The 12,647-nt window shown below is 62.0% G+C and carries 14 protein-coding genes; 9 read left to right on the plus strand and 5 right to left on the minus strand.

The features are described 5' to 3' along the window. Nucleotides 1–43: 43 nt before the first annotated feature. The 3 genes from mddA to IVB50_RS07510 form a co-directional block, all read right to left on the minus strand. Nucleotides 44–646, minus strand: a complete 603-nt coding sequence (mddA, locus tag IVB50_RS07500; protein ID WP_346771296.1) for a methanethiol S-methyltransferase — start codon at nt 644–646, stop codon at nt 44–46. A 154-nt stretch (nt 647–800) separates the two neighbouring features. Continuing rightward, nucleotides 801–1,226 (minus strand): hypothetical protein, encoded by a 426-nt coding sequence (locus IVB50_RS07505; RefSeq protein WP_018460358.1) that lies wholly within the window; start codon nt 1,224–1,226, stop codon nt 801–803. A gap of 51 nt (nt 1,227–1,277) precedes the next feature. Next, nucleotides 1,278–1,835 carry a methyltransferase domain-containing protein gene (locus IVB50_RS07510; RefSeq protein WP_247295128.1) on the minus strand — a complete coding sequence of 186 codons (558 nt, stop codon included), beginning with the start codon at nt 1,833–1,835 and terminating at the stop codon, nt 1,278–1,280. Between the two features lie 209 nt (nt 1,836–2,044). On the opposite strand from IVB50_RS07510, the gene IVB50_RS07515 reads away from it, so the two are divergent. Both IVB50_RS07515 and IVB50_RS07520 read left to right on the plus strand, forming a co-directional pair. After that, nucleotides 2,045–3,052 (plus strand): cupin domain-containing protein, encoded by a 1,008-nt coding sequence (locus IVB50_RS07515; RefSeq protein WP_198293418.1) that lies wholly within the window; start codon nt 2,045–2,047, stop codon nt 3,050–3,052. 613 nt (nt 3,053–3,665) lie between these two features. After that, nucleotides 3,666–4,409, plus strand: coding sequence for a Crp/Fnr family transcriptional regulator (locus tag IVB50_RS07520; RefSeq protein WP_247295130.1), 744 nt, complete (start codon nt 3,666–3,668; stop codon nt 4,407–4,409). On the opposite strand, the gene IVB50_RS07525 is transcribed toward IVB50_RS07520, so the two are convergent. Together IVB50_RS07525 and IVB50_RS07530 are read right to left on the minus strand one after the other, a co-directional pair. Beyond that, nucleotides 4,384–5,346: a hypothetical protein gene (locus IVB50_RS07525; protein ID WP_247295133.1), complete on the minus strand. Its 963-nt coding sequence runs from the start codon at nt 5,344–5,346 to the stop codon at nt 4,384–4,386. The genes IVB50_RS07520 and IVB50_RS07525 overlap by 26 nt on opposite strands. Before the next feature lie 12 nt (nt 5,347–5,358). Continuing rightward, nucleotides 5,359–5,646, minus strand: coding sequence for a hypothetical protein (locus IVB50_RS07530; protein WP_018460363.1), 288 nt, complete (start codon nt 5,644–5,646; stop codon nt 5,359–5,361). Nucleotides 5,647–6,000: 354 nt separating this feature from the next. Between IVB50_RS07530 and IVB50_RS07535 the strand changes: the two genes are divergently transcribed. The 7 genes from IVB50_RS07535 to IVB50_RS07565 are packed head-to-tail and all read left to right on the plus strand — an operon-like array spanning nt 6,001 to nt 12,519. Further along, complete coding sequence (locus IVB50_RS07535) at nt 6,001–7,101, plus strand: inositol-3-phosphate synthase (protein ID WP_026234013.1); 1,101 nt, start codon at nt 6,001–6,003, stop codon at nt 7,099–7,101. After that, nucleotides 7,101–7,700 (plus strand): histidine phosphatase family protein, encoded by a 600-nt coding sequence (locus tag IVB50_RS07540; protein WP_018460365.1) that lies wholly within the window; start codon nt 7,101–7,103, stop codon nt 7,698–7,700. Before IVB50_RS07535 ends, IVB50_RS07540 begins: the two co-directional genes overlap by 1 nt. Then, nucleotides 7,697–8,800, plus strand: coding sequence for a glycosyltransferase (locus tag IVB50_RS07545; RefSeq protein ID WP_018460366.1), 1,104 nt, complete (start codon nt 7,697–7,699; stop codon nt 8,798–8,800). Before IVB50_RS07540 ends, IVB50_RS07545 begins: the two co-directional genes overlap by 4 nt. Before the next feature lie 2 nt (nt 8,801–8,802). Then, nucleotides 8,803–9,612, plus strand: a complete 810-nt coding sequence (locus IVB50_RS07550; RefSeq protein ID WP_018460367.1) for a nucleotidyltransferase family protein — start codon at nt 8,803–8,805, stop codon at nt 9,610–9,612. Beyond that, the gene (locus IVB50_RS07555; RefSeq protein WP_018460368.1) at nt 9,609–10,376 is read left to right on the plus strand and encodes a TIGR04290 family methyltransferase; all 768 of its coding nucleotides are present in this window, start codon (nt 9,609–9,611) and stop codon (nt 10,374–10,376) included. The genes IVB50_RS07550 and IVB50_RS07555 overlap by 4 nt, the downstream gene beginning before the upstream one ends. Then, complete coding sequence (locus IVB50_RS07560; RefSeq protein ID WP_018460369.1) at nt 10,373–11,326, plus strand: beta-xylosidase; 954 nt, start codon at nt 10,373–10,375, stop codon at nt 11,324–11,326. Before IVB50_RS07555 ends, IVB50_RS07560 begins: the two co-directional genes overlap by 4 nt. Next, a complete protein-coding gene (locus tag IVB50_RS07565; protein ID WP_204511965.1) occupies nt 11,314–12,519 on the plus strand; it encodes a phosphopentomutase in 1,206 nt (401 codons plus the stop codon). The genes IVB50_RS07560 and IVB50_RS07565 overlap by 13 nt, the downstream gene beginning before the upstream one ends. The last annotated feature ends 128 nt before the right edge of the window (nt 12,520–12,647 follow it).

Here is a 12,647-nt window from a genome sequence, read left to right on the forward strand (position 1 = left end):
CCTGCTTGCGGACTGATTGGCCTGTCTTGACGAGCGTCTCGGGTCAGATGTCGGCGTCCTGGGACGCGGCGAAGCTTCGGCATGAAAGCGGGACGAGCATGGCCGCGTGACGGCGGTAGCGGCGATACCGGTTGCCGAACTGCTGGATCAGATCGTGCTCTTCCAACTGAATGCCGATCAGGATGTAGGCTGTGATGCCAAGCGAATAGACCAGATGACCGACCGTCATCGCAGGCGTGGCCCAGACTGCGAGCAGGATGCCGAGATAGATCGGATGGCGGACATACCGGTAGAGCAACGGCGTGCGGAATTTGGCTTCGGGCGGTTGTTTACCGAACAGGTGCATGAACACCTGGCTGAGGCCGAACAACTCGAAATGATTGAGAAGAAACGTGCTGACCACCAGCTCGACCCAACCCAGCCAGAAGACGGCGTCGATCGCCCCCGCCGCGACCGGGTGGTTCACGGTCCAGACCGGCGTGGGGATCGGCTGCCACTGCCAGTACAGCAACAGCAGTGCAAAGCTGGCGAACAGCACGTAGGTGCTGCGCTCGACCGAAGCCGGCACGATTCGCGTCCACCAGCGCTTGAAGCTCTGACGCGCCATCACGCTGTGCTGGATCGCGAACACTCCGATTAGCAGCACATCGATAACAATGCTTGCCAGAACCGGACCAATGGCCCCGGAATCGATAGACTTTGGAGGAGCAGGTTCCCGGTGAAGCCAGTGAGATAGAGCAAGGCGACGAGCGTGACACCGTAAGCGGCAGTGCCGTAGAGGACCGCAACTAGACCTGCCATCAATCTTCTCCCAGAGAGTTCATTTTTTTTGCATCGATTCGTCCGATAGCGGCGGCGGCTGCGGCGGTGCTTACAATGAAGAGATTTCGAGCAGCGACTGGCGCGGGTACGTCACCCCGGGGCCGCGGCGGTGATCCCGGATTCTGCACGGTGACCATCCAAGAGCTTGAATTCATCATCACGCCTTCAGGGCGGACGAATTGTTTCAACTCGTCCTTCAAGGCCGCCACCAGCGTATCAAACAAACGAGCAGCCTTCGGACCGGCTTCGCGATAAACCTCCCCTGCGGGACCGATCGCGAGCTGAAACGCGACCGCTTCGTCAAGATCTCGCCCGACCAAGACTTCGGCATCGATCCGTTCGAACCTGATGCCGCCGTAGCCGGCAATCATCAATTGCCGAGTCACGGCCTCGGGATCGGTCATAGAAAACGGTCCGGGCCCGCAGGTTGCAGCGTCTTCCCTGACGGGGGGCAGCTAGCGAAGCAGAACCTCCTTCGACAGTGTAAGCCACGGATTGTCCGCCCGTTCGCGCCAGACGACCATCGTCATCAGTCCACCCGGCTTGAGCGCAAATCGCAAGTTGCTCAAGCCAGCCGTTGGGTTTTCGAAGAACTGGGTTCCAAAGCGAGAGAAGCAAAAATCATGTACCGGCTCGAACGGATGGGTCTGAACATCCGCTTCGAGAAAGCTGAGATTGGTCACCCCTGCCTCCTTCGCATCTGCGCGGCCGACGTCGAGGAAGGCATTGCAGCAATCGAGGCCGAGGACGGATCCGGTCGGTCCGACGCGCCGCGCAAGTTCAATTGCGGTGTCGCCCCAGCCACATCCCACATCCAGGGCCCTGTCGCCGGCTCTGATCGGCAGCGACGGGAAGACTTTAGCGCTATGCAGGTGAAGGCCGCCGGCGAGGATGTGCCGCCACGCATTGAATTTCGGAGCCAGTACAGCGTTCCAGAAATCGATATACGGCGTGACGGTTGCGGTAGCCTGCGCGATGCTCATGATCGGGATATCCGTCTGCTTGGTTGCCATCCAGAACCCCGTCGTGGCGTCCCGCTTTTCCATTCTTCCGCAACCGGTTCCGCGTCCGCCTGACCGTCTGGACAGCGTCTCAAGGAAACGTGGAGGAATCGGTTGCTTGGCAGTTCATTCATGAGCCCCGTATAAGCGCGGGGACCGCCACGGTGAATGATCGCCCAGCCGGATCAGTTGACCGATCGTCCAAATCTGAGATTAGCCTAATGATCGATCCGCTATCGGAAGTGCTTCGATCGGTTCGCCTGACCGGCGGCATTTTTCTGGATGCGCGGTTCACCGCGCCGTGGAGCGTCCATACGCAGATCGTCGCTGAGGACTGCGTGACCTTCGCGGTCAAGCCCTCGCTGCTGATCGCTTACCACTTCGTCATCGCCGGAAAATTTCTGCTCAGCGTCGACAGCGAACCTACAGTCGAGGTGCGGGCCGGCGAGATCGTACTGCTGCCCAGAAACGATGTTCATACACTCGCCAGCGACGCGGGTCTGGTACCGACAAACGCGCGTCATCTCATTCAGCCGTCACCGGATGGGGGGCTGGCAAAAATTATGCACGGCGGAGGCGGTGAGCCGGCGCAAATCGTGTGCGGTTTTCTCGGCAGCGAGGAAACCTATAATCCGTTGATCGCGGCCCTGCCAAGAGTGCTGAAGCTCGACATTCGCGAGGGGGTCGCACGCGACTGGATCGAGGCTTCAGTGCGATATGCAGCCGGCGAACTGACGGCCGGCAGGTTCGCCTCGTCAAACCTGATGTCTCGGCTTTCCGAACTGCTGTTCGTAGAGGCGATGCGGCAATATTCCGTGACATACACCGATCAAGATGGAGGATGGCTGAAGGGGATTGCCGATCCGAAAATCGGACGCGCGCTCGCCTCCATTCATCATAACGTCGGGCTGCCGTGGTCCGCGGAAGTCCCTTGCGAGAGAAGTCTCGATGTCGCGGAGCGCCTTCGTCGACCGCTTCACAACCCTGATCGGGGTGCCACCAATCCGGTATCTGACCATCTGGCGGCTTCAGGCAGCCAAGGTGAGCCTACGAGAAACACGCAAGCCGATCGACCAAATCGCAGAGGAAGTGGGTTACGGATCCGGAGAAGCATTCAGCCGGGAATTCGGCCTGGCGCCTGCGCGATGGCGGCAACGCTGACAACGCAATTGATTGCGCAAGCGTCAAGTTTCAGAACGAGCCTCCATAGGGGGACGATCAGGAAATGATGCGTCGCCGTCGCGGCGAGAGCCGTAGCGGGTCAAACCGGCCCTGGACGGTCGGAATCGCACCTCTTGTCTATCTCGCACAGCGGAGCATGTGACCAGCTGATACGCACGTCCTAGTGCCCTCGGCGTGGACCTGGAGCACGGGCACGCGTCACGCACGCCAATTTCAGTGCGCACAAACCCGCGCGATATCGGCGACGGGTCGAGATCGGCGAAGGCACGCACATGGTCCTGCTGGAGAAGAACCGGTTGCAGGCCTTCGACGCGATCAATCAGTTTCTCTCGGAACAGTATGAGCATGACTAGCGCGATCTCCGCGGATCCCGCCGCGAGAAACACAGATGCTTCGCCTGAGCGCGACTCGCGCTTCCGGTTCCCGAATCGTCCGATCCTTGAGGACGATCGCATGCGCCGTCTACTATTCCGGAACCGTTTGACCGATCGCCCTCGCACTTCTGGGCGCATGCTGGGCAGACAAACAATGACCTGCATGGAGTAAAACTATCAAAGTTTAATGCGCTCTGTCGTTCTCATCGATCAAATTGGGGACGGGTTCTGAGTTATTAGGCGACCAATGCAGGCAGGATTTGCGTTCTCCAAGCTCGCCGACCGGTTGGCGAGCCTCACTCCCGTAACGGCCGACGATCTCCACCTGCTCGCGGACATGGCAAGCACAATCGCGCATCTCGGTTCGCGTCAGGCCGTTTTGCGGCATGGCGATGATGCCACCCAGTGCTGCCTGCTCCTTCAGGGATATCTGTCGTGGCAGGATGCAGAGAGTGCGGACGGGCAGATCACGTCAATCCATGTTCCCGGTGACATCGCCGATCTACACACGCTTTATCGTCCTCGCGTTGACGGCAACCTGATCGCGCTCGGCCCTGCCATCGTCGCTCTCGTGCCACACCGCTTCTTTCACGATTTGTCCGCGCGTTCGCCCGCGATGTCTCGCGCATTGCTGCTGATGCTGCTCACCACCCACGCCATTCAGCGCAACTGGACAGTGAACCTGGGTAGCCGTGATGCATTGACGCGCGTGGCGCATCTGCTGTGCGAGATCACCACCCGGCTGCAAAGCGTCGGCTTGGCGAGAGATTTCAGACTGCCGTCACCCTTCACCCAATCGGACCTTGCGGCAGCATGCAGCATCTCCCCGGTCCACGCCAACCGCACGATTCAGGAACTGCGACGATGCAATCTCCTGCAATGGCAGGGCAAGACGGTAACGATCACGGACTGGCAGGGACTCGTGCGGCTCGCAAGATTCGATCCGACTTACCTGAGCATTTCGTCCAGCCGCGACGATGCGTCGTCCTCGCGTCTCAGGCCACTTACGGCGGACCTTGCGCTCGCTTGAGCTCCTTTCGGACGACACCTTGGAAACTTGCGGAGCGTGCAATCAGGGCCTCCCGCACCTCTTCAAGGACGCTATCCCAGTTGCCTGGTGTCCTCTGATGAAACAGCCGCAGGCTCGGATACCAAAGGGAATGGGCCTCGGATGCCGGCCAGCGCCAGTCGCAATCCGCATGCAATAAGACCCACGCCTCACAGCCGAGTGCTCCCGCGAGATGGGCCACCATAGTGTCGACGCAAATGACGAGATCGAGCCGCTGGAGGAGATGACCGAGAACCGTAACGTCAGGCGTGCTGACGTCCCTCGCGCCGATCTCGGCCAGTTCGCACGTTCGGGCCCCGCGTTGCAGTGAGCAGAGCGTCACGCCGGGAACGGCAAGATGTCCCAACAGGGACGGCGGAACGGTCCTCCGCTTGTCCCAATTGCCGACTTCCCAAACCAGGCCCACGGCAAGGCCCCTGAGTTCGAGACCTCGGTCTTGCGGGAGCGCTGGTTCGACCTTGGTCGGCAACGACAGGTAAGGTGCGCGCATCTCGACCTGCTCTCGCCTCGCCCTCATGGCATGCGGCACCTCCATAATCTCGATATCGACCTCGAAGTCGACCTCAGGTGCACCATCATGGAGCGCGAAGGCCCGATCGACGCCAGCCGCTCGCTCGACCAGCGGCAGAAGCTCGCCCTGGCACCAGACCGTGACGCGGCGCGCGACGTCACGAAGCGGCCGCATGAAGCGCAGGAACTGGATAGTGTCGCCGAGCCCGTGGTAGCAGCGGACCAGCACATCCTTGCCCCTCAGTTCCTCACCACGCCAGATCCGCTGCAGGTGACGCGGCCCGGTGTGCTTGGGTGGATACGCAAGCATTGCCAGATCGCGGTCATTGATTGCCCAGGCGCGTTCGAAGTCGCCTGCCCGCATCGCCTCGGTCCAGCTGCCCGACACGTGGCGATCCAACTAGCGCCGTACGAATTTGTGAAAGCGGCTCGGCTTCCCATCCTTGGTCTGGTCCTGATGGAGGAAGGCAATGCCGGCCTCGTCGAACTTGGCGAAGAATTCGTCCCAGCTGATCCGATCGAGACCTTCGTCGGGCGGATCGAAATCGATGCGCAGGATACCGGCGTGTCCGTCCTCCTCCGTGGCCTTGACCGTTGCAGGCTTTCCGCCGCGCTCCTCCGCCCATTTCCGGATCACATCATGGCTGGTGGTCTGCTGGGCTTCGCTGGTTTGTGATTTGGATGACATGTGACACCTCGATTGCTGACAAGGAGCGAGCGACGGATCGGCCCTCGCGTCGGACTGTTTCGCCGTGAACGCCGGGCGCGAGCATTTGTTCTTTCGTAGGCCGGACTCTCTCAAAACATCATCTTCTTCATCTTCATCATGGAAGCTTTTCGTTCCCACCAACCCGCCCGGGATTCTATCCCAGGTTAAGCGCGCGAGATTTTTTCGGCCGGAATCCGACGTGAGGCGGACATAGTGCAGTGAGTTCAGGAACGAACATACGTTCCCCACGTTCGCCGACGTACTTACGTCAACACTGCATCTCTTCAACACTGCATGCCTTAACGCTGCACGTCTTCCGGAGGGCCTCTAGCCATGCATTCTCGTCTTCAGGACAGGCGGCGCGTGCGCGTCGGCATCGTCGGTGTCGGCAATTGTGCGAGCTCCTTCGTTCAAGGGCTCTCCTATTACCGGGACGCCAAATCGAATGAACCGGTGCCTGGGCTGATGAACGCCGATCTCGGCGGCTACCACATCAGCGACATTCAGGTCGCGTCGGCCTTCGACGTCCATGCCGGCAAGGTCGGACGCGACGTGGCCGAGGCGATCTTCGCAGCGCCGAACAACACGCACCGCTTCTCCGACGTCGCCCCCACCGGCGTCATGGTCCAACGCGGCCCCGTCATGGACGGTGTCGGCCATTATCTAAAGGACGACGTCCCGATTGCGGATGTCCCGGAAGCCGACGTCTCCGAAGTGCTCGCGACCTCGCGCACGGACGTGCTTGTGTCCTATCTTCCCGTCGGCTCGCAGCGTGCGAGCGAATTTTACGCCGCGCGCGCGATCGAGGCCGGCTGCGGCTACGTCAATTGCATCCCCGTCTTCATTGCCTCGAATCCCGACTGGCGGCGGCGTTTCGAGGATGCAGGCCTGCCGATCGTCGGCGACGACATCAAGAGCCAGGTCGGCGCCACCATTCTGCACCGTGTGCTCGCCAATCTCTTCCGTGAACGCGGCGTACGGCTGGACAGAACCTACCAGCTCAACATCGGCGGCAACACCGATTTCAAGAACATGCTCGAGCGCGAGCGGCTGACATCAAAGAAGATCTCCAAAACCCAAGCCGTAACCAGCCAGTTCGACGTGCCCATGGATGCCGATAATATCCATGTCGGCCCGAGCGACCATGTGCCGTGGCTGACCGACCGCAAGCTGGCCTTTATCCGCCTGGAGGGCACCACGTTCGGCGGTGTTCCCTTGAGCGCGGAAGTCAAGCTCGAAGTCTGGGACTCCCCGAACTCGGCGGGTGTCGTGATCGACGCGGTCCGCTGCGCCAAGCTCGCCATGGACCGCGGGCAGGCCGGCGCGCTGACGGGCCCCTCGAGCTATTTCATGAAGTCGCCGCCTCAGCAGTTCACGGACGAAGAGGCCGGACGGCGAACGCGCGCCTTCATCGACGACAAGGCGTATACCTGATGGCGAAGATCATTCATCTGATCCGCCACGGGCATCATGCCCTGCTCGGCCGCACGCTCTGTGGCCGGATGAAGGGCGTAGAGCTCGATGATCTCGGCTGCGAGGAAATCGCGCGATGCGCCGATACTTTCACGCCCCCGCCGAGCATGGTTCAGTCGAGCCCGCAGCGGCGCTGCATGCAGTCGGCCTGCATCCTGGCGGCGCGCTTCGGCTTGCCGGTCGAGATCGTGCCGGCACTCGACGAGCTCGACTACGGCGAATGGACCGGACTGTCGTTCGAGGCGCTCGCCCGGGATCCCCGCTGGTCGCGCTGGAACGAACAACGCGGAACGAACCGCCCGCCGGGGGGCGAAAGCATGCGGTCGCTTCAGAAGCGCGTCGTCGCCCATCTGGAGCAGCTGCGCAACGATCATGGTAGCGGCACCGTCGTCGTCGCCGTCAGCCATGCCGAACCGATCCGCGCGGCGCTGCTGCACTATTCCCGGAAAGAGCTCGACGACTTCCTCTCGATCGAGATCGACCCCGGCAGCGTCAGCACCCTCAGCGTGGACAATCGCGGACTCAAGATCACCGGGATCAATCAGCGGGTGCCAGCGTGAAGATCGTCATTTTCGGCCTGACAATTTCCTCGTCCTGGGGCAACGGTCACGCCACCCTGTGGCGAGGGCTTTGCAAGCATCTCGCGCGAGCCGGCCACAGCGTCGTCTTTTTCGAGCGCGACGTGCCCTACTACGCGGGCGCGCGGGATTTGCACGAACTGCCCGGCGGGCAATTGCGACTGTTCTCGAACTGGGACGATGTGCTGCCTTTGGCGCGGAGCGAAATCCGTGATGCAGATGTCGCGATCATAACGTCCTATTGTCCCGACGCGATCGCCGCGACAGAGCTTGTCCTGTCCGAGGGTCGTGCGGTGCCCGTGTTCTATGACCTCGACACGCCGGTCACGCTGACGAAGCTGATGGCCGGCGAGGCCGTTCCCTATATCGGGCCGCGCGGCCTGCGGGATTTCGCCCTGGTCCTGAGCTTCACCGGCGGCTCCCGCATCTGCAACGAATTTCGCGACAGGCTCGGCGCCTGCAACGTCCGCCCGCTCTACGGACACGTCGATACGGACATCCATCGGCCGGTGCCGTCGCAGCCGCATTACCGTGCGGATCTGTCCTATCTCGGCACATATTCGCAGGATCGCCAGCGCGCACTCGAGGCTCTGTTCGTCGAACCCGCACGTAACAGGCAGGATCTGCGCTTCCTGATTGGAGGTGCACAATATCCGGAAGATTTTCCCTGGTCGCCAAACATCTACTTCGTGCAGCACTTGCCGCCGTCGGAGCACGCGGCGTTCTTTGCGTCATCCCGGCTGACACTCAACGTCACGCGCCGCGCCATGGCCGAGATGGGCTGGTGCCCCTCCGGCCGCCTGTTCGAAGCCGCTGCCTGCAAGGCCCCGCTGCTCAGCGACGACTGGCCGGGACTCGATGAATTCTTTGTACCTGGGCAGGAGATCCTGATCGCATGCGATGCGAAGGACACGCTTGCTGCGTTGACGATGGCCGACGCCGAGCTTCAGCACATTGCCGGGCGCGCCTATGAACGGACCATGGATCAGCACACATCCGACAAGCGCGCAGCCGAACTGATTTGGCTGCTCGAGCAGACGGCATCGCTCGGCGCGCGCCGACAGCAACCCGAGGAGGCCTGATCATGTGGGGCATCGTTCCGGCCGCGGGCCGCGGCAGCCGCATCCAGCCGCTCGCCTTCTCCAAGGAGTTGCTTCCGGTCGGAAGCCAACGGGACGACGGCATCGACCGTCCGTGCGCCGTCTCCGAATATCTGCTGGAGCGGCTGATCCTTGGGGGCGCCGACAAGATCTGCTTCGTGATCTCCCCCGGCAAATCGGACATCCTCGAATATTTCGGCGATCATTATGGCAGCGCCCAGCTCGCCTATGTCGTGCAGCCCGATGCGTCGGGGCTGTGCGATGCCGTGTTCAGGGCGGGCACGGTCGTTGGCCACGACGAAGACGTCCTGGTCGGACTTCCGGATACCGTATGGTTCCCAAAGGCGGCCTTGCAGACGTTGCCGGCCGCCGACCTGTCGTTTCTGCTGTTTCCGGTCGAACATCCCGAGTTCTTCGATGCCGTCGTGCTCGACGGCGATCGCGTCACGGAGATCCAGGTCAAGCAGCCGGATGCGGTGTCGAAATGGATATGGGGCGCCTTCAAGATGTCCGGCCACGGATTTCGCGAGCTTCAGTCGTTGTGGACGAAGCGCGACCGCCGCGATGAATATTTCGGGACGCTCGTCAATGCCTACATCGCGGGCGGCGGCCAGGGTCTCGGCGTCAAGGCCGGCGAATCCTATGTCGACGTCGGCACCATCGATGGCTACCGGACGGCAATGGCGTTGCTCGCGGAAAGCTCCGCCGGGAACGGACGCTCTCGACTGCTGGCCGGCGGTTCGCCGGAGGCAATCCGCCCTGCCTCCGCAATGAACAATGGAGTGACCGCATGAGCAGAGGCGCCCTCTCCCGCGAGGAAATCCGCCAGCGCGTCGATGCGCTCGGGCCATGGTTTCACAATCTGGACCTGAACGGCGTGCCGACAGCGCCTTCACACTTTCTCGGCGACTATCCCAACGTGAAATGGCGCCGCTTTTCCGGGATCATTCCGGACCGCCTCGAAGGCAAGACCGTGCTCGATATCGGCTGCAATGCCGGTTTCTACGCCATGGAGATGAAGCGGCGCGGCGCCGAGCGCGTCCTCGGCCTGGACACCGACGACGAATATCTCGCGCAAGCCCGCTTCGCGGCCGAGGTGAACGGGCTCAGGATCGAATTCCGCAAGATGTCAGCCTATGATGTCGGCCAGCTGCGCGAAAAATTCGATCTCGTGATCTTCATGGGCGTGCTCTACCACCTGCGGCACCCTCTGCTGGCACTCGACCTGATCCACGAGCACGTGGCTGACGATCTCCTGCTGTTCCAGTCGATGCAGCGCGGCGACAGCCGCGTGGATTCCCTCGACAAGAACTATGACTTCTGGACCACCGATCAGTTCGATTCCCCGGGCTATCCAAAGCTGCACTTCATCGAGAACAAATATGCCGACGACCCCACCAATTGGTGGGTGCCGAACCGCGCCTGCGCCGAAGCCATGCTGCGCAGCGCCGGCTTTGCGATCGCGGCGCATCCGGAAGAGGAAGTCTATCTCTGCAAACGGGTGACAAGGCCGCAGGCGGAAGGTCCGGTTTATCCGTCGCGGGAGACTGGCCGATGATCGAAGCCGCCAAGATCTGGAACGAGCCCAACAACAAGTCGCACTGGGACATCCTGATCGATCCGGATTGGACCATGTTCGCGAGCCTGTCGCTCGCTGCCGGAAAGGCGATCCGCAGCGCGCATCCCACACTCCCACGTGTGCTTGGCGGCATATCGCCGATCGATCCGTCCTTCCTGCGCAACATGCAGGCGCGCGGCGTACTCGATCATGTCGATGTCGTGGCCGTGCACGGCTTTCCGCTGGACTGGAACCTGTGGCAGATCGCGGAATGGCCGGCCAAGATCGACGAGATCAAGGCCGTCACCCCGCTGCCTGTTTGGGTCACGGAGGTGGGAGTCTCGTCTTTCGGCGCCGAGGAGGTGCAGGCTTGGGGCCTGACCCGAACGGCGGAGTTGTTGATCGGCCGCGCTCCGCGCATTCACTGGTACAGCCTCTACGATCTGCCTTCGAGTTGGGAGGCCACGACCCGGCACAAGGAAGCTGAAGGTTCATCCTACTACAGGCATTTTCACATGGGCCTGCTACGCGAGGACGGAACGCCGAAAGCCTCGGCGGACCTGTTCGCCCAATATGCACCTGCGATGGGCCTGTGCCAGTGGTTTCACTTCGAGGACCACCGCCTCGACGACGCCGTGCGCTGGATGCGCCGGCTGGGCGTGCAGCATCTCAGGACTGGCCTGTCCTGGGCCGACAGCTTCCGTCCCAATGCGCTCGACTGGTTCGATCGGCAGATGGACGCGCTGGCCGAGTTTCAGGTCACGGTGACCTTCTGCTTCACCCCGGAACATCGGGGTATCGAGCCTCATCACACCAGCCCGCCGCTCGACGTGAACGAGTTCGCCGAGTTCTGCGCGCAGATGGTCGAACGCTATTGCGCGAAAACCGGGCTCGCGCCGTCCGCAGCGTCTTCGCGCCCGGCCATCTCGGAGCCGACATGCGTGCCGTGATCCTGGTGATGGACTCCGTCGGGATCGGCGCCGCGCCCGATGCCATCAATTACGGCGACGAGGGTGCCGATACCGTCGGCCACATTGCCGAGATGTGCATGGCCGGCAATGCCGACGGACCGCACCGGGAGGGGCCGCTTCAGCTTCCCAATCTGGTTGCGCTCGGCCTTGGCCAGGCTTGCCGTCTCGCCACCGGGCGCGTGCCGCCGGGGCTCGATGGCCCAACTGAGCATGCGCGATTTGGCTGCGCGAGCGAGATCTCCAAAGGCAAGGACACGCCCTCGGGCCATTGGGAGATCGCCGGCGTGCCGGTGCCATTCGACTGGGGCTATTTTCCAAGAACCAAGCCATGCTTCGCGCGCGACCTGACGGAGAGCCTGTGCGAACAGGCTCGAGTGCCCGGCATCCTCGGGAACTGTCACGCCTCCGGCACGGAGATCATCGCCGAATTCGGCGAGCGTCACATCAGAACGGGCGAACCGATCTGCTATACATCGGCCGACAGCGTGTTTCAGATCGCAGCGCACGAGGAGACGTTCGGTCTCGAACGCCTCTATGAGGTCTGCCGTGTTGCACGCCGACTGGTCGACCCCCTCAACATCGGGCGCGTCATCGCACGCCCCTTCATCGGCACGTCGGTAGGTGACTTCAAGCGAACAGCGCACAGGAAGGACTTCTCCGTCCCCCCGCCGGAGCGAACGATCCTCGATCTTGCCGAGAGCGCAGGCCGTGACATCGTAACGATCGGCAAGATCGACGACATCTTCGCCCATCGCGGCACCGGGAGGAACCTGCGCGGCGATGGCAACCAAGCGCTGTTCGATGCCACGTATGATGGGCTGGCCTCTCTCGCGGAGGGCGGGATGTTGTTCGCCAATTTCATCGATTTCGACACGCTGTACGGCCATCGCCGAGATGTGGCAGGCTATGCAGCGGCGCTCGAAGCCTTCGATGCGCGAGTTCCGGATCTTTTGAACCGCCTGCGCGAGGATGATCTCCTGATCATCACGGCTGATCATGGTTGCGATCCGACCTGGAGCGGTACCGATCACACGCGGGAACAAGTGCCGGTTTTGGCGTGGAGCGCGCGGTTAACTTCTCCGATCGGCAAGCGCGCCGGATTTGCGGACATCGGCGCGACGGTCGCGAGCCATCTCGAGCTGCAGGCACCGGGTCACGGCGTGTATTTTTAGCCTGCTGCACCGCGCAGATTCACCTGGGTTATTGATCCAGGTTAGAGAAATTTTCGTTTGTAGGTTTCGCAGGAACGAACATTCCTTGCACCGCTTCTACTTCCAAATGTGACTGGCGCGCCGGTCGC

This window comes from Bradyrhizobium sp. 87, assembly GCF_023073015.1.
In the GTDB taxonomy this organism is placed as follows: domain Bacteria; phylum Pseudomonadota; class Alphaproteobacteria; order Rhizobiales; family Xanthobacteraceae; genus Bradyrhizobium; species Bradyrhizobium canariense_D.